Origin of the sequence: Candidatus Tachikawaea gelatinosa, from assembly GCF_000828815.1 — a bacterium.
In the GTDB taxonomy this organism is placed as follows: Bacteria; Pseudomonadota; Gammaproteobacteria; order Enterobacterales; family Enterobacteriaceae; genus Tachikawaea; species Tachikawaea gelatinosa.
Window position 1 is genome coordinate 220,791 of record NZ_AP014521.1, and the last position, 23,272, is coordinate 244,062.

Here is a 23,272-nt window from a genome sequence, read left to right on the forward strand (position 1 = left end):
GATTATTTTTAATCGTTTTTTTATTGATGTTCTTTTGGTCATTAACTATATTTTTTTTCGACGAATTGAATGATGAAAAGAAATTTTTATGATTTTCTATTTGATCATTCATTATAACCATATCAGAATTATTTTCTATACCTATACCAGTTGCAACAACAGTAACACGTAATTCGTCTTTGATTTCTGGATCCAAAGATGTTCCAATAACGACAGTAGCATTATCAGAAGCAAAAGCACGAATAGTGTTACCAACAGTTTCAAATTCATCTAATCTTAAATCAAAACCAGCAGAAATATTTACAAGAACACCACGAGCACCAGAAAGATTAATGTCTTCTAATAAAGGACTAGAAATAGCCATTTCAGATGCTTCTTCTGCACGATTTTCGCTGCTTGAGATCCCTGAGCCCATCATAGCATAACCCATTTCAGACATAACAGTACGAACATCAGCAAAATCTACGTTCATTAATCCTGGTCTAGTAATAAGTTCAGCTATTCCTTGTACCGCTCCTTTAAGTACATCATTAGCTGAACCAAAAGCATCAAGTAAGGATATACCTTTTCCTAAAACTTTTAATAACTTATCATTAGGAATAGTAATTAAAGAATCAACATGTTTTGATAATTCTATAATGCCTTTTTCTGCAACGTTCATTCTTTTTTTCCCTTCAAAGTTAAAAGGTTTTGTTACTACAGCTACTGTTAAAATACCTAAATCCTTAGCAATAGTTGCAATAACTGGAGCAGCTCCTGTACCTGTACCACCACCCATACCAGATGCAATAAATATCATATCTGCTCCATCCAAAATAGAACGAATAGATTCTCGATCTTCTTCTGCTGCAGTACGTCCAATATCTGGATTAGCTCCAGCACCTAATCCTTTAGTAACATTACTTCCAATTTGAATTTTTTGGGGAACAATAGTTTTTCTTAAAGCTTGAGCATCAGTATTAACAGCAAAAAATTCTACACCTTCTATATGTTCTTGAATCATATGTTCAACAGCGTTACTTCCTCCTCCTCCAATCCCAATAACTTTAATAACAGCTTCATTATTTACTTCAATGGATTCAAGCATAAGTTTTCCTATTAGGAACTATAAGTTCCAAATTATTTTAACAGTACTTAGAACAAAGTATTAAAATTCTTTCTTTATCCAATTACTAATTTTTTTAAAAAAATTGTAAAATGCATTATGATTTTTTTTTATTGATTTTTTTTTTAAAAAAGATTCTTTTCCATATAATAATAAACCTACTGCTGTAGAAAAATTAGTGTTTTTTATTTCATCAGTTAAACCAGTTATATTTATAGGTTTCCCAATTCTTGTAGGAAGATTAAAAACGTGTTGAGCACAATCAGTTAAACCTTTGATGTTTGAACCTCCACCCGTTAAAACTATTCCCGCAGAAAAATTACATATAATGTCGTTTTGATGTAACCAAGTTTGTAATTGCATAATTTCAATTTTTACTAAGTTTAATAATTCAATATAACGAGGCTCAATAATTTCAGCTAAAGTTTGAATATGTAATTTTTTAGAAAAATTATGACCTATATCAGTTATTTCTATATCTTCATCTTTTTCTATTATAGATTTTAATGCTGATCCATAACGTATTTTTATTTTTTCTGCATCATTATATGAAATACCAAAGGCATAAGAAATATCGCTTGTAACAGTTTTTCCAGCGTATGGTATTACTTTATTATGATATAATATTCCGTTAACGTATACAGAAAGATCAATAGTACCTCCACCAATATCAACAAGACATACACCTAGCTCTTTTTCATCTTCAGTTAATACTGAAAGACTTGAAGATAAGCCTGAAAAAATTACAGCATCAACATTTACATTACAACGTTCCACTGCTTTTACCATATTTTTTATAATATCATTATGGCAAGTAATTAAATGTACTTTTGCTTGCATACGTATACCAGATAATCCTAAAGGATTTTTAATACCTGATTGAGAATCAATTTTATATTCTTGAGGAATGACATGTAGAATACGATGCTTATCTTTTATTCGTACAGATTTAGCAGTATGCACAACATTGTTAATATCATTCTGAGTAACTTCTTTTTCATACAGTGGAACTATTCCTATTTCATTTTGAATATTAATTTTTTTATGAGAAAATGCTAAGTATACTGATGAAATTTGACAATTTGCAATTTTTTCTGCTTGATTAATAGACTTTTTAATAGATTTTACTACTAATTCTAGGTTATTAACATCACCCTTATCTATACCTTGAGATAAACAGTTTCCAATACCAATAATATTCATTGTACTATCTGGAAGAATTTCTCCTATTAATACTGAAATTTTTGTTGTTCCGATTTCTAATCCAACAATTAACTTTTTATTAATTACTTTGATCATTATTTTTTCAGCCTTTTTCTAGCTTTTATAAATTTACTATTTAAAATCGGCTTAGACATTGATGACAAAATCTCATTTATAGAATAAAGGTTCATATATCAAAGATTAATATATATATTTTTACTAAAAATTTTTATAAATCAAAATATTTATTAAAAATAAATATAAAAAAAAGATTTGATTAATACGTAAAAATATAAGTATTAAAAATTTAATGAATTATATACTAAAAAAATACATATCATTTTTTTATTTTTTTCATATTTTAATAAAAATTTATCTTATAAATATTTTATTTTCTTTAATAAATTTTTATACTTTTTTAAAGTATCTATAAACTATTTTTTTTACAATGTTACTGATATTTCCTGCACCTTGTATTAGTATTACGCTATTTCCTGTTACAATAGAAGTAAGTTTTTTGAGTAAAAATTCATTGTTTTTTATTAAAAATGAGCGTTTTTTTTTTTTATAAATATCGTTAATAAGTGCTAAACTATTAATATCTTTTATAGGTTTTTCACCAGCAGAATATATGTTCAACATTAACAATGTATCTACTGTTGAAAGTGTTTCTACAAATTCGCTAAATAAATCACGAGTTCTTGTATAGCGATGTGGTTGAAAAATCATAATTATTTTTTTTTGTGGCCATCCTTTTCTAATAGTATCAATAGTATATTTAATTTCAGTAGGATGATGTCCATAATCATCTACTAGCAATATAGTTCCTTTTTTTCCGTTTAAAGGTTGAATATAAAATTTACCCAATAGTTCAAAACGTCTCTTTGTTCCTTCAAATTTTCTTAAAGCATTTATAGCTATTTTCTCATTAATTCCTTCTACTTGAGAAGTGGCAAATGCAGCAGTTGCATTTAATGCATTATGATATCCAGGTATATTTAAATTTATTGTTAATATTGGCTTGTTTTTGCGAATTAAGTTAAAAGATCCTGTGTTTTTATATTGTTGATAATTTGTTATACATATATCTGAGTTTTTATTAAAACCATAGGTAATAATATTACGTTTAACTTTTTTTAAAATATTACAAATATGTATGTCATCTAAACAAAGTATTGCATATCCATAAAAAGGTAAATTGTGTAAAAATTTTAAAAAATAATTTTCTAGATTTTTAAAGTTTTCTTTATAAGTAGACATATGATCGTTATTAATATTTGTAATAACAGATATAATTGGTTTAAGCTCAAGAAAAGAAGCATCGCTTTCATCTGCTTCAGTTATAAAATATTGGCTACTTCCAAGATAAAAATTTTTTTTTGTAGTTCTTAATAATCCTCCATTAATAAATGTTGGATCTAATCCATTTTCTTGATATATAGAAGTAATCATAGATGTAGTAGTTGTTTTTCCGTGAGTACCAGAAATAGCAATTCCATAAAAAAACCTCATAATTTCTGCTAACATTTTAGATCTATGAATAACAGGAATTTTTTTTTTATATGCGGCAATAATCTCTGGATTATTTTTAGAAATTGCACTAGATATGACTATTAAATCTGTATCTTTAATATTATCTTCATGGTGTCTAAAAAAAACTTTTATTCCAATATCGAAAAGATTTGTAATAAAAAAATTAGATTTTTCTAAATCAGAACCTGTAATGTAATATCCAGAATTCGCTAATATAGCAGCAATTCCACACATACCTACACCACCAATTCCAACAAAATGAATCTTTTTAATATTATACATGATAGGTATAAAAGAATTTTTTTTTATATTTATGTTATCAGTTATATATTTTTTCATTTTTAATCATAAAAAATTTTATAGAATAAAACTTATTAATACATGTTTTCTTTTTAATTATTTTAATGTATTAATTATTGCTTTAGTAAATTTTGCTGTGGAATTTTTCATTGAAAAGACCAAAGATTTTTGTGCCATTTCTAATAAGTTTTTTCGATTAACATTTTTTAATATTTTTTCTATCAATTCAACAGTTAGATGGGAAGAGTCTAAAATTTTTGCTGCACCTACTCGTTCAAGAATTTTTGCATTAAAATATTGATGACGATTTTTATGCTTAAAAGGAATAAATATAGCTGCTAAACCTACAGTAGCTATTTCACTAACTGTAAGAGCTCCTGCTCTAGCAATTATTAAATCAGCCCAAGCATAAGCATCTTCCATATTATGTATAAATTTAGTAATTTTATAATGTAACGAAAAACAATTAATACGGTAATCATTTTTTATTTTTATAAAATTTTTCGTACCAACTTGGTGCCACACTTTAATATAATTTTTCATTTTTAATGCTAATTTGGGTATAATGTTATTTAAAATTTCTGCACCTTGACTGCCACCAATAATTAAAACTCGAATACGACCAACTCTTTTTTCAAAACGTTTTTTTGGATGTGGTAAACTCAATAAAGAATCACGTATTGGATTACCAACTACTTCAGTTTCAGAAAATGCAGTAGGAAATGCTTGAATTACTTTACTTGAAAAATTTTTTAAAAATTTGTTAGATAATCCAGCAATACTATTTTGTTCATGAACTATTGTTGGAATATTATAGCTCCATGCAGCTAAAATTCCAGGAATAGAAATATAACTTCCCATTCCTAAAACAATATTTGGTTTCCATTTTTTCATTATTTCACGTGATTTTTTCCAAGCTCTAAAAAAACCAATTATACTAGAAATAAAACTTTTAATATTTTTTTTATTATAGTTACAAAGATCAAAATAGTTAATATTAATACCATTTTTTGGTACAATCTTTGATTCAATACGATTACTAGTACCTAACCAACGAATTTCCCATCCTTGTTTTATTAAAAAATGAGCAACAGCTAAACCAGGAAAAATATGTCCTCCTGTTCCCCCAGCTACTATCATTAATCTTTTTTTATTCATCAATTATCTCGTATATAAAAGCTTGTGATCGTAATAAAAAGTTTTCATAATCAATACGTAACAAAAGAAAAATAGATATAGCGTTGATTATTAAACTAGATCCTCCATAGCTAATAAAAGGTAAAGTTAATCCTTTTGTTGGTAGAATACCTAAGCTTGTTCCTGCATTTATTAATACTTGCATACTTAACCATAAGCCTATGGAATAAGCTAAAAATCCTGAAAAATATACTTTTTTTTCTAAAGCATCAAATCCTATAGAAAAAGCTTTAAAAATTATACTAAACAATAAATATAATATTATTAATACACCAAAAAAACCTAATTCTTCTCCAATAATAGAAAAAATAAAATCTGTATGTGGTTCTGGAAGATAAAAAATTTTTTGTATAGAATTACCTAACCCTGTTCCCCAGTAATGACCTCTTCCTAATGCCATGAGTGATTGCGTTAATTGATATCCATAATGCAAAGGATCTTTCCAAGGATTGAAAAAAGATAATATTCTATGTAATCTATAAGGCTTAGTTACAATTAATATTATAATAAATATTATACTAATACAAAAAACAATGAACAGTTGTTTAATTTGTGATCCTGCTAAGTATAACATTAAAAAAGTTGTAGTAAGAATAACAATGACAGTACCTAGATCAGGTTCTAATAACAATAACACTGATAATATACTAACTACAATAAAAGGTTTTAAAAAATCCCAAAAACTGTTATTTATTTTTTTTATTTTTCGTGATAAATAACTAGCAAGATAACAAAAAAAAGATAACTTTAAAAGTTCCGCAGGTTGAAAATGTAAACTTCCTATAGAAATCCATCTATGTATTCCATGTATTGAATTTTTTTTGTTTAACAAAAAAACTAAAAAAAACACTGAAATAATTAATAGTTTTTTACTTTGCTTTTGCCAAAAAATCATAGGTATTCGTAATATAAAAAATGAAAGAAAAAAAACTAAAAATAAATAACATGCATTACGTTTTGCAAAATAAAATGGATCGTATAAAAAATGTTCTCCAACATAAAGCGATGAAGAAGTTATCATAATAAAACCAATACTTAACGTAAGTATCATTAACCAAACAAGAGTTTTATCATATGGTGCAATATAATTTAATTTTTTTTTAAATATTTTCTTTTTAGAAATAGTCATTTTAACTGAATTCTTTTGCTAGTTGTGTAAAAATATTACCTCGATGCGCAAAATTATCAAATTGATCAGTACTTGCGCAACCTGGTGATAACAAGACTACATCTCCTTTTTTTACTTGTTTAGCAATTTCAATTACTGCTTCTTTTAAAGTTTCTTTGCATATAGTAATATCAGAAAAAATTGATTCAAATATTTTTCTGTCACGACCAAAAGAATAAATGCGAATTTTTTTTGCTAAAAGATCTTTTTTTAATATAGAAAAATTGGCAGATTTTCCGTCTCCTCCTAATAAAAGCCATAAAACGTTTTCACAATTAATACTTTTTAATGCTGCCTGAACACTTCCAATATTAGTAGACTTAGAATCATTAATCCATTTAATATTGTTTTTTTCAAGTATTAATTGAAAACGATGCGGTAATCCATAAAAATTCTTTAGTGTATTGATACAATAATGCCTAGGTAAGTTAATTGTTTCTGATAATGCTAATGCAGCTAAAGCATTAATATAGTTATGATATCCAATTATTTTTAGATCATTAACATTTAATATATTATTATTATCAATACGTATCCATTCTTTTGTTTCATTTAAACAATATTGTTGATTTTTTTCTCCAAATTTAACAAAATCTGTATGTAAATTATTAATAGGAAAAGTCATGATATCATCAGCATTTACTACTATGTTTTGAGCATCATTATAAATTTGCAATTTAGCAGCACGGTAATCTTTGATACCTAATGGATATCTATCTAAATGATCAGATGTAATATTAAGAATTGATGAAGATTGAGTTTTTAAATTATAAGTGTTTTCTAGTTGAAAACTAGATAATTCTAAAACATAAATTTGTATTTTTTTTATTGCTAATAAATTGAGAACAGGAAATCCAATATTTCCTCCAATACCTACGATATAACCAGAATCTTTAATCATTTTTCCAATTAAAGTAGTTACAGTACTTTTTCCATTAGAACCAGTAATCGCTATAATAGGTAGATTAGTTTCTCTGCAAAAAAGTTCAATATCGCTGATAATCTCTACTCCGTTCTTCATTGCTTCTAAAAACATTGAATTTTTTATGTTAACACCAGGACTAACAATGATTAGATCTGCTGTTAATATCCACTCTTTTTTGAAACTACCTAAATGCATTTTTATGAATTTTGGTATTTTTTTATAAATATCAATAGGCAATGTTTGTCTAGTATCTATCATATAAGGAACAATATTTTTTCGTAAAAAAAAATCAAGACATGATAATCCTGTTATACCTATACCAATAATTACAATTTTTTTTTTTGAATAACTAAACATATAATTAATATATTTTTAAGCTTAATAAACCAACAATAAAACAAATAAAAGAAAAAATCCAAAAACGAATGATAATAAATGGTTCTGAATAACCTTTTAATTCATAATGGTGATGAATAGGTGCCATTTTAAATATTCTTTTTTTCCTCAATTTAAAAGATATTATTTGTAACATAACTGATAAAGATTCTATTACAAAAATTCCTCCTATAATTAATAATAAAAGTTCCTGGTGCAATAAAATAGATAATATACCTATAGTTCCTCCTAAAGCTAATGATCCTACGTCTCCCATAAATAACTTTGCTGGATATTTATTAAACCATAAGAAACTCATTCCTGCTCCAATAATAGATGCACAAAAAATTATAAATTCATTAGAATAATATAAATAATAAAAATTAAAATGTTTAGAAAGAACAATATCTCCAGAAATAAAAGAGACTATAGTTAATGTTATACAAACAAAAATAATTGGTAAAATAACTAGTCCATCTAGACCGTCAGTTAAATTTACAGAATTACTAGTTCCAGTAATTACAAAATAAGATATTAATATAAAAAATATACCTATATCTAAAGTATAATTTTTGTAAAAAGTTGGAATAATAATTTGTGTAATATTTTTATTATCGAATAAATATAATAGAATAACTATAATCAAAGCAATAAGTGATTGCCAAAAATATTTCCAAAAAATTGTTAAACCATTTGTATGTTGATGAAAAATTTTTTTATAATCATCAATAAATCCAATAATTCCATAGCTAACAAATAAAAAAAGAACATACCAAATATACTTATTACATAAATCTGTCCATATTAAAACAGAAAAAATAGTGGTAACTAAAATAATTATCCCCCCCATTGTTGGGGTATTGTTTTTTAATAAATGAGATTTAGGACCATTTTTTCGAATAATTTGATTAATTTGTAATTTTTTTAAAAACTTGATAAAAGAAGGTGTTAATATAAATGAAATAATTAAAGTGGTTAAAAAACTCACAATTGCACGAAATTTGATAGATATAAAATAATCAGAAAACAATGTTGAATATTTTTTTACTAACCATATAAACATTTTTATATTCCTGTAGTTTATTTATAATTTCTTCCATGTGAGATTTTCTTGAACCTTTAATTAAAATTGTTGTTTCTTGATTTTTTTCTAAAATATATATTAATTTTTTAAAAATTTTTTCTTTACTTGTACAATACTCATTATTAGTATTTGTAATATACTTTCCATATATTCCAGTACTAATTATTTTATGAATCTTTGATTTTCTTAAAAGATCAGATATTTTAGAATAAATATTTTTAGTAAATTTTCCTAATTCAAAAATATCTCCAATTACGATAACTTGATACCCTGAACATCTAGATAAAAAATCAATTGCTGCTTTAAAAGAACCATAATTTGCGTTATATGTATCATCTATTAATAATTGGTTATATGATAATTGAATTGGAAAAAGACGACCAGGTAGATAACGTATTTTTTTTATACCTTGTTGAACATCTAATAAAGATAATCCTATAGATATAATTACTGCAGTTGTAGCAACTGTATTAATAATATTATATATACCTAAATTTGGTAAAAATATGTTAATTTTTCCTTTTGGTGTATGTACAGTAAAATTACTATTTTTAACATTTATTTTTATATTACTTGCCCAAAAACTAATTTTTTTTTTGAGATGTAGAGAAAAAAAAATAATATTTTTTTCTTTTAATTGATTTTTCCAGATTTTTAAATATTTAATATTAGAATTAATAATAGCTGTTCCTTTTTTTTTTAATCCAAGAATTAGTTTTCCTTTTTCTTTTGCAATTCCTTTTAAGGATTTAAACCCATGTAGATGAGCAGCTTCAATATTATTAATTAATATCACATCTGCAGGGAAAAATAATTTTGTGGATTTATAAATTTCGCCTAATTTATTTGCACCTATTTCAATCACTATATATTTATGTTTTTTTTTTAATTTTAATAAAGTTAATGATATACCGATATAATTATTAAAATTTTTTTCAGTATAAAGAATATTATCTCGTTTTTTTAAAATGGCAACAATCATTTCTTTAATAGAAGTTTTTCCAGAAGATCCAGTAATAGCAATTACTTTTGCTTGAGATTGCTTTCTAAACCAGTGAGCAATTTTTCCAAGTGCTATGTAAGTATCATAAACAATAATTTGTGGTATTGAACAATTTTTTATTTCTTTATGAACTAGTATTGCATTTACTTGTTTCAAAAACATATTATTAATGAACGTATGAGCGTCAAAATTTTTTCCAACTAATGCAATAAATAAACTGTTTCTTACTATTTTTCTAGTATCTGTTATAATATTATCTAGTACTAAATTTTTTCCAATTAATTTACCATAAGTCACAGTAGATAAAGCTTTTAAAGAAAAAGAAGTCATTGTTTTATTCCTAAAATGTTTTGAACAATTATTAAATCTGAATAATCAACATATTTGTTATTAATTATTTGATAATTTTCATGTCCTTTTCCAGCTATAAGAATAATATCTTCTTTTTTTGCAGAAAAAATAGCATATTTAATTGCATTTTTCCTATCAAAAATAATTGATATTTTTTTAAAAATTTTTATTTCGCTGATAATATCATTTACAATATCAATTGATTTTTCTCTTCTCGGGTTATCATCAGTTATTATTATTTTGTCAGAAAATTTTTCTGCTATTATACCCATGATAGCTCTTTTTTCTTTATCACGTTCTCCACCACATCCAAAAACACACCAAATTTTTCCTTTACAAATATCTTTTAAATTTTTTAATACTTTTTCTAACGCTTTAGGATTATGTGCATAATCTACTATAACGGTAGGCTTATTTAATAATTGAAACTTTTGCATTCTTCCTAAAGGTAATTTTAGTTGCTTAGTATAAATAAGCAATTTTTTTAATGGAAAACCTATAACTAATAAAGTAGTAAGAGCAAGAACTATGTTAGTTATATTAAATGTTCCAAACAATTTACTTTTTATAGTGCCTGGACCCCAACTAGAATTAAAATTAATATCAGTACTATTTTTTTTAATTTTTATTGAAAGAACTGTCAGAAATCTTTTATTAAGAATAGGATTCAATTGTTTATTTATATATACACTGACTGCTTCAGGTATTTTTTTAAGCCATTTTCTTCCTATTTCATCATCTGCGTTAATTATTTTATGTTGAACGGTATGTCGAGAAAACAATAACCATTTAGCTGCTTCATAATTTTTTATATTTTTATGATAGTCAAGATGTTCGTGAGTTAAATTACTAAAAACAGCAGCTAAAAAATTTAAAGATAATACTCTATGTTGTATTAAACCATGTGAAGAAACTTCCATTACTACATTTTTTACTTTTTTCTTTAAGAAGTAATGTAAAAATTTTTGTATATCTATTGCAGAATCTGTAGTATTTTTTGAAGTTAATATTTTATGATTATATATCCCGTTTCCTATAGTACTAATTATTGCAGTTTTTTCATTTATTAAATACATCCATTGAGCTATTAAATACGTAATAGTGGTCTTTCCATTAGTTCCTGTAATACCAATAACTCTTAAGTTTCTATCCGGATAGTTATAATACATTTTAGATAAAACAGATAATTTTTTTTTTAAATTAGTTACATAGATAATTGGGACAAAGCAATTTTTATTTTGTAAATAATTGCAGTTATTAAGTTTTTTTTTTCTGCGATTACTGCAACCGCACCATTTTTTATAGCTTCTGAAATATAATTACGTCCATCATTTATTTCTCCTAGAATTGCTAAAAATAAATTACCTGGTCGAACATTTCTACTATCTGTTTCTAAACGATTAAAGCTAATATCTGGTGCAGATATTTTTAAAGGGAGAAGAAATTGTTGAAGATTATAGTTTTTCATATGTTTTTTATAAAAGTTATTTTTTTAAAAAATATCTGGTTTAATGTTTAATATTTCTAATGATCTTTGCATTATTTGTCCAAATATTGGTGCAGATACTAATCCTCCATAATATTTTTCAGACGTTGGTTCATCTATAACAATTGCTAAAGCAAGGTAAGGATTACTAACAGGAGCTACACCAGCTGCATAAGCAATATATTTATTAACATAACGTTTCTTTTTATTTATTTTTTTAACTGTACCTGTTTTTATGGCGATTCTATAATCTTTAGTTGCAGCTTGAAATCCACTTCCTCCGGGTAAAGAAACTTTTTCCATCATCTTAAGTACAATATCCACATATTTTTGTGGGAAAACTTGTTTTCCCAAAACTTGGTGATTTACTTTAATAATAGAAAGAGGTTTAAAACACCCATGGTTTCCAATAATTGAAAAAGTTTGTGCAAGTTGTAATGGTGTTAGCATTAATCCATATCCAAAAGAAAATGTTGCTATTTCTAGCTTAGACCATTTTTTTTTATTAATTGGATTAAATCCTTTATTTTCACCAATCATTCCTATATTAGTTATTTTACCGATACCAAATTTAGAATATGTGTCTATTACTTTTGAAATAGGCATTTTTAATGCTATTTTTGAAATAGCAACATTACTTGATTTTTTTAATATATCAATAATATTTAATTGTTGATATGTTTTCACATCTTTAATGGTATGCTTTCCTATGTTAAAAGGTAAAGTATTAATAATACTATTTTCTTTAATTGTGCCTTGTTGTAAAGCAGCCATTATAACAATAGGTTTAATCGTTGAACCAGGCTCAAAAATATCTGTAATAGCACGATTTCTAATCGCATCTTTTTTTGCTTCATTTATATTATTAGGATTATAAGACGGAATATTTGCCATTGCTAAAATTTCTCCAGTATCTATTTTAATTAATACTGCAGATCCAGATTTTGCTTTACTAGAAGAAATAGCCATATCTAATTTTTCATACATAATTTTTTGTAAATTTTGATCAATACTTAATTGTATATCTTGAGATGGTATATTTTTTGTTAAAATTTTCTCTTCAAAAACTTGGTTATATGGATCTTTATAAACAATTTTTTTTCCATGTTTTCCAGATAAAAGTGTATTTAAGCTTTTTTCTATACCTTCTAATCCTTGTCCATTATCATCAGCAAAACCAACAACATGTGAAGTAATCTTATTATATGGATAATAACGTCTTGATTTTTCTTGTATTTTTATACCTAGTATATTTAGTTTTTTAATAGCTATAGATGTTTTTTTATTAATATCTTTTTTTAAGTAAAAAAAACGTTTATTCCTATGTTTATAAATTAAATTTAATAATTCAGATAACGGTAAATTTATTATATAAGATAATTTTTTTATTTTTTGATCATTTTTAATATCATTATATTTTAATAAAAATTTTGGATCAGCAAAAATATTATATACTTGAAAAGTAATTGCAAGTAAATTATTATTTCTGTCTATAATATTTCCACGTCTTGTAGATATCAACTGAATTCTTGATGATCGAATATTTGATTGATGTATTAAAAATTCAAAATCATGAATCTGAACCCAAGTTAATCTCAATAATAAAGCGATTATTATGCATATAACAAAACTATATATTAATAATGCTCTTTTTTTTTTTGCAGCGAAAGTATCTTTTTTCTTAATGTTTTTTACATAAGGAAAAAAAATCATGTTTTTTATGAATCTAAAGAAATATAACGTTTTTTTACGAGAATCTTATGGCTTTCTGCATATTCTTGTTTTATTTGATTATATTCTACAACTAAATTACTCCATTCACTTAATGTTTTTTTGTTTCTTGTGATGAGTTTATCAATTTCTTTGTTAAGTTTTCTTGTTTTATATGTAATATCAATTACATATAATGCAGAAACAAGACTAATAAATAACAATATTAATGAAAACTTATTAGAACAAATAAAATCAGTAATAATACTTTTTGATAAACTATTTTTTTTATGTTTTTTCATTTTTTTAATTTTTCTGCGATACGTAAAATTGCACTTCTCGAACGTGGATTGTTTGCAATTTCTTGTTTAGAAGGTTTAATTTTCGGTAATATTTTAAAGTTTTTTTCTAATGATATTAACTGTTTTGAATATAATGGAATATTTTTAGGAATATTAACAATATTATTTTTTTCTAAAATTATTTCTTTTATTATACGAGTCTCTAATGAATGAAAACTAATTATTACAAGTCTGCCATAAGGAGCTAATATTGCACTTGTTTTTTTTAATGCTGTTTTTAATTCATTAAGTTCATTATTGACCCAAATTCGAATGGCTTGAAATGTACGAGTAGCAGGATGTCTTAATAGCTTTTTATTAAAACGTATACTTTTAATAACAATATTTGTTAATTCCTTTGTAGTAGAGATAGTATTTTTTTGGTTATATAAAAAAATTTCACGTGCAATTTTTTTAGCAAACTTTTCTTCTCCATATGTTTTTAAAATCCAACAAATCTCTTCTTCTTTAGCATATTTTAATTTTTCTTTAGCAGATAACCCATAAGATGGATTCATTCTCATATCTAAATTGCCGTTATTTAAAAATGAAAAACCTCTTAATGGATCATCTACTTGCATGGATGACATTCCTAAATCAAAAAGAATACCATTAATCTTTCCATGTAGTTTTCTTTTTAATAAATAATTTTCTATAGAAGAAAATTGTCCATGAATAATACTAAAACGAGAATCTTTTATAGTTCTAGAAAAATCAATTGAGTAAGGATCACAGTCAATTGCAATAAGTTTACCTTTTTTGCCTAAACAAGAAAGAATTGCTTTAGAATGTCCACCCATTCCAAATGTTGCATCAACATAAAAACCATCATTTTTTATATTTAATGCAGTAATAGATTCTTGTAATAGAACAGGAATATGTTGAATTTTTTTTTCCATTTTTTTTTAGATTATTAATTCAAACGTAATATGATTAGTTGTTAAAAAATTACAAAAAATTCGTTTTTTAATAAACTATCACATAATTGATTTTTTTTAAATCATATTTTTTACTTATATGAATAGCTGCCTACATATTTTAATAATTATTTTGTTCAATACATACTTTCATAATTGACGTATAGTGCGGCTACCACGAGAAATACCAACGATTCCAGAACGAACAACTTCTATAATTTCTGATACACTATGTAATATAGCAAGAAAAGCGTTTAGCTTATCACTTTTGCCAATTAATTGAATTGTATATAAAGAAGGCGTAACATCAATAATATTACCTCTAAAAATATCAATGTTGCGTTTTATTTCTTCACGTTTATCAGGTAAAGCTTGTACTTTAATTAATATTAATTCACGCTCTATATAAGCGCCTTGTCTTAATTCACTAACACGTAAAACATTAATTAATTTATGTAATTGTTTCTCAATTTGTTCTAAAATTTGTTCATTACCAACAGTATGAATTGTCATTCGTGATAAAGAGGGATCATCAGTAGGTGCTACTGTTAAACTTTCTATATTATAACCACGCTGAGAAAACAATCCAATAACACGAGATAAAACTCCAGATTCATTTTCTAAAAGTACTGATAAAATACGACGCATAATTAAGTTTTCTCCATTTTATTTAACCACATTTCATTCATACCTCCATTACGAATTTGCATTGGATAAACGTTCTCTTCATGATCAATAATAATGTCAACAAACACTAAATGACCATCTTGTAATTTTTTTAATGCAAAAATTAATTTTTTTTCTAAATCATTTGGATTATTAATTAATATTCCAAAGTGACCATAAGCTTCTGCTAGCTTAACAAAATTAGGTAAAGAATGCATATAAGATTGAGAATAACGACTAGAATAAACCATATCTTGCCATTGTTTTACCATACCTAAAAATTGATTGTTTAAATTAATAATCAAAATTGGTAAACGATATTGTAAAGCAGTAGATAATTCTTGAATGTTCATCTGTATGCTACCATCACCTGTAACACAAATCACAGTTTTTTTTGGATATGCAATTTTAACTCCTAAAGCAGCTGGTAAACCAAAACCCATTGTTCCTAATCCTCCAGAATTAATCCAATGACGAGGTTTATTAAAAGAATAATAGAGCGCCGTAAACATCTGATGTTGTCCTACATCAGATGTGAGAAAAGCGTCACCATTAGTGAAATCACATATTTTTTCTATTACTAATTGTGGTTTTATTTTTTTGCTATTGCGAGAAAAATTTAAACATTTTCGTTTTTTCCAATTATTAATAGATTTCCACCAATCGTTTAATGATAACAATAATATTTTGTTTTCTTTTAATAATTCCAACATTTTTTTTAAAATCTTTTTTGCGTCACCTACTACAGGAATGTCTGCAATAACAGTTTTTGAAATAGATGAAGGATCTATGTCAATGTGAATTATACTAGCATTTGGACAATATTTTTTTAAATTATTAGTAGTACGATCATCAAAACGCACTCCAATCCCCATAATTAAATCAGAATTATGCATAGCCATGTTAGCTTCATAAGTACCATGCATGCCTAACATCCCTAAATTTTGTGGATGTTTACCTTGTAGAACTCCTAATCCCATTAATGAATTTGTTACAGGAAGATTTAATTTTTCAACTAAACATCTTAGTTCAACATAACAATTTGAATATGTCGCACCACCTCCTACATATACAACTGGTTTTCTAGCTTTTATTAAAGTTTGTAAAGCACGTTGAATTTGTCTTTGGTTTCCACGTATTATTGGATTATATGAACGAAGATTAACTTTATCTGGCCAAAAATATGGACATTTATATTCTGAACGTAAAATATCCTTTGGAAGATCTACTACAACTGGCCCAGGTCTTCCTGTAGTAGCTAACCAAAATGCTTTTTTTAAAATTATAGCAATATCTTCTGTTTTTTTTACTAAAAAACTATGTTTTACTATTGGTCTTGAAATGCCAACCATATCACATTCCTGAAAAGCGTCAAATCCAATTAAAGAAGAAGCAACTTGTCCTGATAAGATAATTATTGGAATAGAATCCATATAAGCAGTAGCAATTCCAGTAATAGAATTAGTAGCTCCTGGTCCAGAAGTAACTAAAACAACTCCTACTTCACCAGTTGCTCTAGCATATCCATCTGCCATATGTACTGCACTTTGTTCATGACGTACTAATATATGTTGAATGTTTTTCGTTTTATGTAAAACGTCATAAATATCTAGTATCGACCCTCCTGGGTAACCAAAAACTTTTTTGATCCCTTGATCAATTAAAAATTGTACAATTATTTGAGCTCCTGATAACATGTTCATTTTATTCCTCTAGAATTTATAATATTTAAAATTACGTTTAAAATAAAAAAAACTATATAAGATAAAATTTTAATAAATACAAACTTAAATTTATTATATTTTTTTTTTTAAAAATATATTTTTTTTAATTTTAAAAATATTAACAAATACTTACATACTAAATATTAATTTATATAAAATTATTAGTAGTAAAAACAAAAGTTGTTTTTGTTGACTTTTATTTAAAAATAATGTAGCTATCATTTAATTTTTAGTGAAATAAATACATTTCAAAAACCCGCATACATGCGGGTTTTTATTTTCTTTCTCAAAAAGCTGCCATCATAGGATATAAACAAAAATGAATCAAAAGATTATTGTTTTCGATACTACTTTGCGAGATGGTGAACAAGCATTACAAGCAAGTCTAAATGTAAAAGAAAAATTGCAAATTGCTTTAGCTTTAGAACGTCTTGGAGTTGATATTATCGAAATAGGTTTTCCAGCGTCTTCGCCAGGTGATTTTGAATCTGCAAAAATAATTTCTAGAAAAATTACAAAAAGTTGTGTTTGTGGTTTAGCTCGTTGTGTTGAAAAAGATATAACTACAGCATATTCTGCATTAAAAAAAGCAAGGAACTTTCGTATTCATATTTTTATTGCTACTTCTCCTATACACATTGTAACGAAACTACGTACTAATCTTAAAGAAATTGTTAGTCGAATAATAAAAATGGTAAAGTTAGCACGTAATTACACCAATGATGTACAATTTTCTTGCGAAGATAGCGGCAGAACACCTATAAACGATCTTTGTTATGTAGTTGAAGCAGCAATTAAAGCAGGTGCAAACACAATTAACATTCCTGATACTGTAGGTTATACATTTCCTAACGAATATTCAAATATTATTACTCAGCTTTTAAATAAAGTACCAAATATTAGTAAATCTATTCTTTCAATACATACTCATGATGACCTTGGAATGGCTGTAGGTAATGCTATAAATGCTATACAAGCAGGAGCAAGACAAGTGGAAGGTACAATTAACGGATTAGGAGAACGTGCTGGTAATTGTGCGTTAGAAGAAATTATTATGGCAATTAAAACACGCGAATCGTTTTTTAAGTTATCTACTAACGTAAATTTATCTGAAATTTATAAAACTAGTCAAATTGTCAGTCAAATTTGTAATATGCCTATTCCATCTAACAAAGCAATAGTTGGAGCAAATGCTTTTTCTCATTCCTCTGGAATTCATCAAGACGGAGTAATTAAAAATAGAGAAAACTATGAAATAGTTGCGCCTGAATCAATTGGATTTCACAAAATACAATTAAACTTAACTTCACGATCTGGACGTGCAGCTGTTAAACATAGAATGGAAGCAATGGGATATACAGAAGAAGTTGATTACAATTTAGATAAGCTATATGAAGCATTTCTTAAGCTTGCAGATAAAAAAGGACAAATTTTTGATTATGATTTAGAAGCTTTAGCATTTATTAATAAACAAAATGAAGATCTCGAATTTTATCAATTAAAAAAATTTGAAATACATTCAGGATCAATTGTCCAATCAAAAGCGTTAGTAACTTTGTTATGTGGAAATAATTTAATTTCAAAATCTGCTACTGGTAATGGTCCAGTTGATGCAATATATCATGCAATTAATCGTATTACAAAACTTAATACTAATCTTCTTACTTATAAATTAATTGCGAAAGGACACGGAAAAAATGCGCTAGGACAAGCTGACATAGTAGTTGATTATAGAAATAGAAAATTTCATGGTATTGGTTTAGATACAGATATTGTTGAATCTTCTACAAAAGCAATCATTAATGCTTTAAATAATATTTGGCGTGCTAAAGAAGTAGAAAAAGAATTACAAAAAAAGTTTATAAAAAACAAATAAAATTAAGGTCTAATAACATGTCTAAATCTTTTAACATTGCAGTTTTACCTGGAGATGGAATCGGACCCGAAGTCATGAAAGAAGCTATAAAAGTGATTGAATTTATTAATCGAAATTTTAATATACAAATAAATACTTTTGAGTATGACATAGGGGGAATTGCAATAGATCGCTATGGAGATGCTTTACCTAAAAAAACTCTTTCAGGATGTATAAATTCTGATGCTATTTTATTTGGTTCAGTAGGAGGTCCAAAATGGAAAAATTTATCTATAGAAAAAAAATCAATATTATCATTAAGAAAACATTTTAATTTATTTATGAATATTCGACCAATTAAAATATATAAAGGATTAGAAAATTTTTCATCTTTAAAAAAAAATATTATTTCTAAAGGAGTGGATATTCTTTGCTTACGTGAACTAACTAGTGGCATTTATTTTGGAAAACCTAATGGTAGAAAAGGAAAAGGAAAAAAAGAATATGCGTTTGACACTGCCATTTATTATCGTTTTGAAATAGAACGTATTGCACATATTGCTTTTAAATTAGCACAACAACGTCAAAGAAAAGTTGTTTCAATAGATAAAGCTAATGTTTTGCAAACATCAAATTTTTGGAGAGAAATTGTTATAGAAGTTTCTAAAAAATATCCTGATGTTTATGTAGAACATATGTATATTGATAATGCTACTATGCAATTAATGAAAAATCCATCAAAATTTGATGTATTGCTTTGTTCTAATTTATTTGGAGATATTTTATCTGATCAATGCGCAATGATTACTGGGTCTATTGGCATGTTACCTTCCGCAAGTTTAAATAAAAAAAATTTTGGACTATATGAACCAGCAGGAGGATCAGCTCCGGATATTGCTGGTAAAAATATTGCTAATCCAATTGCTCAAATTTTATCACTAGCTTTACTTCTAAAGTATAGCTTACGTTTAAATAAAGAAGCAAAAATTATTGAAAAATCGATATATTCAGTATTAAAAAAAGGATATCGTACTCAAGATTTATTTATAAAAGAAAAAAATACTACATTAGTCACTACTGAAAAAATTGGATCTCTTATCCTTGAAGAATTAAAAATGGAAATTAATAATGGCTAAAAACTTATATCAAAAAATATTTGATAATCATATCGTACATGAAAAGTTCAAAAAAACACCTCTAATTTATATCGATTTTCACTTAATACATGAAGTGACTTCTCCCCAAGCTTTTGAAAATTTATTAAAAAAAAATAGAACAGTACGCTGTCCATTAAAAACTTTTGCGACAATGGATCATAATGTTTCTACATTGAAAAAAGATATTAACGATTCTGGAAAGACTGCTTGTTTACAAATGGAAACACTTATAAAAAATTGTCGCCGTTTTAATATTAAATTATATGATATACATCATCCTTTTCAAGGTATCATACATGTAGTTGCTCCAGAGCAAGGTATGATATTACCTGGTATGACTGTAGTATGTGGAGATTCTCATACAAGTACTCATGGTGCATTTGGTACTCTTTCTTTTGGTATTGGTACATCAGAAGTAGAACATGTCTTAGCGACTCAAACTTTAAAACAAAAACGTTTAAAAACAATTCAAATATGTATTGAAGGTGAGAAAAAAAAATATATTACAGCAAAAGATATTGCATTATTTTTAATCGGTAAATATGGCAGTTCCTTTGGAAATGGTTGCGTTATTGAATATTGTGGCTCTGTTACCGAAAAATTAAGTATGGAGGAAAGAATGACTTTATGTAATATGTCAATTGAAATGGGAGCTAAATCTGGATTAATCGCCCCTGATGAAGTAACTTTTTCTTACCTAAAAAATAAAATTTTTTTTAAAAATAATGATGGATGGATAAATTTAATAAATTTTTGGAAAACTTTAAAATCTGATGTTAATGCGAAATTTGATAAAAAAGTAACAATTAATATTACAGACATTGCACCCCAAGTAACTTGGGGAACTAATCCTGATCAAGTTATAGGCATTAATCAACTAATTCCTAATTCTTCTTATTTTCAAGATAATAATAAAAGAAATGCAGCAAAAAAAGCATTAATATACATGGGTCTTAATTCTGATGTTTGTTTAACTGATATTTATGTTGATAAAGTATTTATTGGTTCATGTACTAATGCACGAATTGAAGATCTACGTATAGCTGCAAGTATTATCAAAGGAAAAAAAATAGCTAAAAACATTACTGCTATCGTAGTGCCTGGTTCTTCACTTGTTAAAAAACAAGCAGAATATGAAGGGTTACATGAAATCTTCATTCAAGCAGGTTTTGAATGGCGTTTTTCTGGATGTTCTATGTGCTTAGGAATGAATAAAGATCGTTTGAAATCAAAAGAACGTTGTGCTTCTACTAGTAATCGTAATTTTGAAGGAAGACAAGGAAGAGAAGGAAGAACTCATTTACTGAGTCCTGCTATGGCTGCAGCAGTAGCTATAAAAGGTCGTTTTTTTGATATTCGTAAACTAGGTATTTAAATATGAATAATAAAAAGATTACATATACAGGAACTGTTGTGCCTTTTGATATATCTAATATTGATACAGACATTATTATTCCTAAACAGTTTTTAAAAAAAATTACTAGGTGTGGTTTTGGTGATTATTTGTTTTATAACTGGAGATATGTTGCTAACAAAAACAAAATCATCAATGATGACTTTATTTTAAATAAACCTAAATATAAAAAATCTAGCATTTTGTTAACCCGAGAAAATTTTGGCTGTGGATCTTCTAGAGAGCATGCTGTTTGGGCTCTAATAGATTTTGGATTTAAGGTTGTTATTGCTTCAAGTTTCAGTGATATTTTTTATACTAATAGTTTAAAAAACTATCTTTTACCAATAAAACTAACAACAGAAGAAATTAATGAATGTTTTAAAATACTTAATAATACAAAAGATGTATTAACATGTATAGTTAATTTAAAAAATCAGACACTGAATTTTCATAATAAAATCTATAATTTTACACTTGATAGTTTTTATCTTTATTGTATTATAAATAATATCGATGAAATCGATATTACTCTAAAAGATCAAGAAATGATTAAAAAATATGAAAAAAATTGTTTTGATTTTTCATTAAAAAAGTATTTAAAATATTAAAAATATATTACATTGTATTCAATAATAATTCTTTTATTTTTAAATAAATAGGACAAAACATGAAAAAATTAAAGGTAGGAATTATTTTTGGAGGTCAATCTGTTGAACATAATATATCTTTAAAATCTGCAGTGACTATTATTAACTTTATTGATAAAAAAAAATTTGAAGTACATTTATTTAAAATCGATAAAGATGGATTTTGGTTTTTTTTTGAAAATTTTAATGATGATAATGTAAATAAAAAAACGTTATTTTTATTAAAAAATTCACATTTTTTTAAAAAAATAATGTTTTTTCCAGGTAAAAACAAATTTTTTATAGTTAAAGATTCATTGATAGAAAAAAAAATTCCCAATATGGATATTATGTTTCCTATAACACATGGAACATTTGGAGAAGACGGTTGTTTACAAGGAATGTTAAGTTTTTTAAAAATTCCTTTTGTGGGAACAGGTGTTCTTGGTTCTGCAATTAATATGAATAAGGATGTTATGAAACGTATTTTATTTCATGCAGGTCTAAAAACTGCTTCTTTTATTACTATAAACAATTATGAATTAAAAAATTTTAATATTAGCCAAGATTTTTCTCATCTTGGTTTTCCATTATTTGTTAAACCTAACAGTCAAGGATCTTCAATAGGTATTAGTAAAGTTAATAGTATTGTTGAGTTAAAGAAAGCTATAGATTTAGCTTTTCAATATGATAAAAAAATACTTATTGAGAAAGCAATTAATGGCCGCGAAATTGAATGTGCAGTTTTAGGAAACCATAAATTAATAGTAAGTGTTTTTGGTGAAATTATTTCAAAAAACAGGTTTTATTCTTATGATGAAAAATATGGTAATACAAAAAATATACAATTAATCATTCCTGCAAAAATTACAGAAAAACAAAAAAAAATATTAACAAACGTTATAAAAAAAACTTTTAAAGTTTTAGAATGTGACGATTTTGCACGTATTGATTTCTTTTTAAAAGGTGAAGATACTGTTGTTATCAATGAAATTAATACATTACCTGGTTTCACAAAAAATAGTATGTATCCTAATTTATGGAATTTTAGTGATATAAGTTATACTGACTTAATTACAAAAATCATATATATATCATTAAAACGATATCAAAATAATAAAGTTTAGTTAAAATTTATCTGCTAAAACTT

Annotated in this window: 19 protein-coding genes and 1 pseudogene; 5 read left to right on the forward strand and 15 right to left on the reverse strand. The window is 25.7% G+C overall.

Annotated features, from left to right (window positions below; translation table 11 throughout):
* Positions 1-135: 135 nt before the first annotated feature.
* From ftsZ to ilvB, 15 genes and pseudogenes are all read right to left on the reverse strand, one after another.
* Positions 136-1,087 (reverse strand): annotated as a pseudogene (ftsZ, locus tag TGUWTKB_RS01060) (cell division protein FtsZ); the annotation flags it as partial.
* Positions 1,088-1,147: 60 nt separating this feature from the next.
* Positions 1,148-2,404, reverse strand: a complete 1,257-nt coding sequence (gene ftsA / locus TGUWTKB_RS01065; protein ID WP_041062684.1) for a cell division protein FtsA — start codon at positions 2,402-2,404, stop codon at positions 1,148-1,150.
* A gap of 312 nt (positions 2,405-2,716) precedes the next feature.
* Positions 2,717-4,180 (reverse strand): UDP-N-acetylmuramate--L-alanine ligase, encoded by a 1,464-nt coding sequence (gene murC, locus TGUWTKB_RS01070; protein WP_052459527.1) that lies wholly within the window; start codon positions 4,178-4,180, stop codon positions 2,717-2,719.
* A 57-nt stretch (positions 4,181-4,237) separates the two neighbouring features.
* Positions 4,238-5,299 (reverse strand): undecaprenyldiphospho-muramoylpentapeptide beta-N-acetylglucosaminyltransferase, encoded by a 1,062-nt coding sequence (gene murG, locus TGUWTKB_RS01075; RefSeq protein ID WP_041062686.1) that lies wholly within the window; start codon positions 5,297-5,299, stop codon positions 4,238-4,240.
* Complete coding sequence (ftsW, locus tag TGUWTKB_RS01080; protein WP_041062688.1) at positions 5,292-6,467, reverse strand: putative lipid II flippase FtsW; 1,176 nt, start codon at positions 6,465-6,467, stop codon at positions 5,292-5,294. Before ftsW ends, murG begins: the two co-directional genes overlap by 8 nt.
* Position 6,468: 1 nt before the next feature.
* On the reverse strand, positions 6,469-7,788 hold the full coding sequence (gene murD, locus TGUWTKB_RS01085) for a UDP-N-acetylmuramoyl-L-alanine--D-glutamate ligase (RefSeq protein WP_041062690.1): 1,320 nt from the start codon (positions 7,786-7,788) through the stop codon (positions 6,469-6,471).
* A 4-nt stretch (positions 7,789-7,792) separates the two neighbouring features.
* Complete coding sequence (gene mraY / locus TGUWTKB_RS01090; RefSeq protein WP_041062693.1) at positions 7,793-8,869, reverse strand: phospho-N-acetylmuramoyl-pentapeptide-transferase; 1,077 nt, start codon at positions 8,867-8,869, stop codon at positions 7,793-7,795.
* Positions 8,826-10,223 (reverse strand): UDP-N-acetylmuramoyl-tripeptide--D-alanyl-D-alanine ligase, encoded by a 1,398-nt coding sequence (murF, locus tag TGUWTKB_RS01095; RefSeq protein WP_052459528.1) that lies wholly within the window; start codon positions 10,221-10,223, stop codon positions 8,826-8,828. Before murF ends, mraY begins: the two co-directional genes overlap by 44 nt.
* The gene (locus TGUWTKB_RS01100) at positions 10,220-11,461 is read right to left on the reverse strand and encodes a UDP-N-acetylmuramoyl-L-alanyl-D-glutamate--2,6-diaminopimelate ligase (RefSeq protein WP_082018162.1); all 1,242 of its coding nucleotides are present in this window, start codon (positions 11,459-11,461) and stop codon (positions 10,220-10,222) included. The genes murF and TGUWTKB_RS01100 overlap by 4 nt, the downstream gene beginning before the upstream one ends.
* A complete protein-coding gene (locus TGUWTKB_RS03380) occupies positions 11,449-11,712 on the reverse strand; it encodes a Mur ligase domain-containing protein (RefSeq protein WP_052459530.1) in 264 nt (87 codons plus the stop codon). The genes TGUWTKB_RS01100 and TGUWTKB_RS03380 overlap by 13 nt, the downstream gene beginning before the upstream one ends.
* 24 nt (positions 11,713-11,736) lie before the next feature.
* Complete coding sequence (locus tag TGUWTKB_RS01105; RefSeq protein ID WP_052459531.1) at positions 11,737-13,443, reverse strand: penicillin-binding transpeptidase domain-containing protein; 1,707 nt, start codon at positions 13,441-13,443, stop codon at positions 11,737-11,739.
* 5 nt (positions 13,444-13,448) lie between these two features.
* Entirely contained in the window at positions 13,449-13,742 is a 294-nt protein-coding gene (locus TGUWTKB_RS01110) for a cell division protein FtsL (RefSeq protein WP_041062696.1), read from the reverse strand.
* The gene (gene rsmH, locus TGUWTKB_RS01115) at positions 13,739-14,680 is read right to left on the reverse strand and encodes a 16S rRNA (cytosine(1402)-N(4))-methyltransferase RsmH (protein WP_041062699.1); all 942 of its coding nucleotides are present in this window, start codon (positions 14,678-14,680) and stop codon (positions 13,739-13,741) included. The genes TGUWTKB_RS01110 and rsmH overlap by 4 nt, the downstream gene beginning before the upstream one ends.
* A 168-nt stretch (positions 14,681-14,848) precedes the next feature.
* Positions 14,849-15,346, reverse strand: a complete 498-nt coding sequence (ilvN, locus tag TGUWTKB_RS01120) for an acetolactate synthase small subunit (RefSeq protein WP_041062702.1) — start codon at positions 15,344-15,346, stop codon at positions 14,849-14,851.
* 2 nt (positions 15,347-15,348) lie between these two features.
* Positions 15,349-17,067 carry a biosynthetic-type acetolactate synthase large subunit gene (gene ilvB, locus TGUWTKB_RS01125; RefSeq protein WP_041062704.1) on the reverse strand — a complete coding sequence of 573 codons (1,719 nt, stop codon included), beginning with the start codon at positions 17,065-17,067 and terminating at the stop codon, positions 15,349-15,351.
* Positions 17,068-17,407: 340 nt separating this feature from the next.
* Here ilvB and leuA point away from each other — a divergent pair, with 340 nt between their 5' ends.
* The 5 genes from leuA to TGUWTKB_RS01150 are packed head-to-tail and all read left to right on the forward strand — an operon-like array spanning position 17,408 to position 23,249.
* Complete coding sequence (gene leuA, locus TGUWTKB_RS01130; RefSeq protein WP_041062707.1) at positions 17,408-18,964, forward strand: 2-isopropylmalate synthase; 1,557 nt, start codon at positions 17,408-17,410, stop codon at positions 18,962-18,964.
* Positions 18,965-18,981: 17 nt separating this feature from the next.
* Entirely contained in the window at positions 18,982-20,079 is a 1,098-nt protein-coding gene (gene leuB, locus TGUWTKB_RS01135; protein WP_041062710.1) for a 3-isopropylmalate dehydrogenase, read from the forward strand.
* Positions 20,072-21,475, forward strand: a complete 1,404-nt coding sequence (leuC, locus tag TGUWTKB_RS01140) for a 3-isopropylmalate dehydratase large subunit (RefSeq protein WP_041062713.1) — start codon at positions 20,072-20,074, stop codon at positions 21,473-21,475. Before leuB ends, leuC begins: the two co-directional genes overlap by 8 nt.
* Before the next feature lie 2 nt (positions 21,476-21,477).
* A complete protein-coding gene (gene leuD / locus TGUWTKB_RS01145; protein ID WP_041062716.1) occupies positions 21,478-22,104 on the forward strand; it encodes a 3-isopropylmalate dehydratase small subunit in 627 nt (208 codons plus the stop codon).
* Between the two features lie 59 nt (positions 22,105-22,163).
* Positions 22,164-23,249, forward strand: a complete 1,086-nt coding sequence (locus tag TGUWTKB_RS01150; RefSeq protein ID WP_041062719.1) for a D-alanine--D-alanine ligase family protein — start codon at positions 22,164-22,166, stop codon at positions 23,247-23,249.
* Positions 23,250-23,272: the final 23 nt, after the last annotated feature.

Excerpts from the sequence above, each read along its gene's own strand:
- ilvB (WP_041062704.1), bottom strand. The coding sequence starts at position 17,067 with ATGAACATGTTATCAGGAGCTCAAATAATTGTACAATTTTTAATTGAT.
- TGUWTKB_RS01105 (WP_052459531.1), bottom strand. The coding sequence starts at position 13,443 with ATGATTTTTTTTCCTTATGTAAAAAACATTAAGAAAAAAGATACTTTC.
- ftsW (WP_041062688.1), bottom strand. The coding sequence starts at position 6,467 with ATGACTATTTCTAAAAAGAAAATATTTAAAAAAAAATTAAATTATATT.
- murF (WP_052459528.1), bottom strand. The coding sequence starts at position 10,223 with ATGACTTCTTTTTCTTTAAAAGCTTTATCTACTGTGACTTATGGTAAA.
- TGUWTKB_RS03380 (WP_052459530.1), bottom strand. The coding sequence starts at position 11,712 with ATGAAAAACTATAATCTTCAACAATTTCTTCTCCCTTTAAAAATATCT.
- leuB (WP_041062710.1), top strand. The coding sequence starts at position 18,982 with ATGTCTAAATCTTTTAACATTGCAGTTTTACCTGGAGATGGAATCGGA.
- ilvN (WP_041062702.1), bottom strand. The coding sequence starts at position 15,346 with ATGCGTCGTATTTTATCAGTACTTTTAGAAAATGAATCTGGAGTTTTA.
- leuD (WP_041062716.1), top strand. The coding sequence starts at position 21,478 with ATGAATAATAAAAAGATTACATATACAGGAACTGTTGTGCCTTTTGAT.
- TGUWTKB_RS01110 (WP_041062696.1), bottom strand. The coding sequence starts at position 13,742 with ATGAAAAAACATAAAAAAAATAGTTTATCAAAAAGTATTATTACTGAT.
- rsmH (WP_041062699.1), bottom strand. The coding sequence starts at position 14,680 with ATGGAAAAAAAAATTCAACATATTCCTGTTCTATTACAAGAATCTATT.
- mraY (WP_041062693.1), bottom strand. The coding sequence starts at position 8,869 with ATGTTTATATGGTTAGTAAAAAAATATTCAACATTGTTTTCTGATTAT.
- leuC (WP_041062713.1), top strand. The coding sequence starts at position 20,072 with ATGGCTAAAAACTTATATCAAAAAATATTTGATAATCATATCGTACAT.
- ftsA (WP_041062684.1), bottom strand. The coding sequence starts at position 2,404 with ATGATCAAAGTAATTAATAAAAAGTTAATTGTTGGATTAGAAATCGGA.
- TGUWTKB_RS01150 (WP_041062719.1), top strand. The coding sequence starts at position 22,164 with ATGAAAAAATTAAAGGTAGGAATTATTTTTGGAGGTCAATCTGTTGAA.
- murG (WP_041062686.1), bottom strand. The coding sequence starts at position 5,299 with ATGAATAAAAAAAGATTAATGATAGTAGCTGGGGGAACAGGAGGACAT.
- leuA (WP_041062707.1), top strand. The coding sequence starts at position 17,408 with ATGAATCAAAAGATTATTGTTTTCGATACTACTTTGCGAGATGGTGAA.
- murD (WP_041062690.1), bottom strand. The coding sequence starts at position 7,788 with ATGTTTAGTTATTCAAAAAAAAAAATTGTAATTATTGGTATAGGTATA.
- murC (WP_052459527.1), bottom strand. The coding sequence starts at position 4,180 with ATGAAAAAATATATAACTGATAACATAAATATAAAAAAAAATTCTTTT.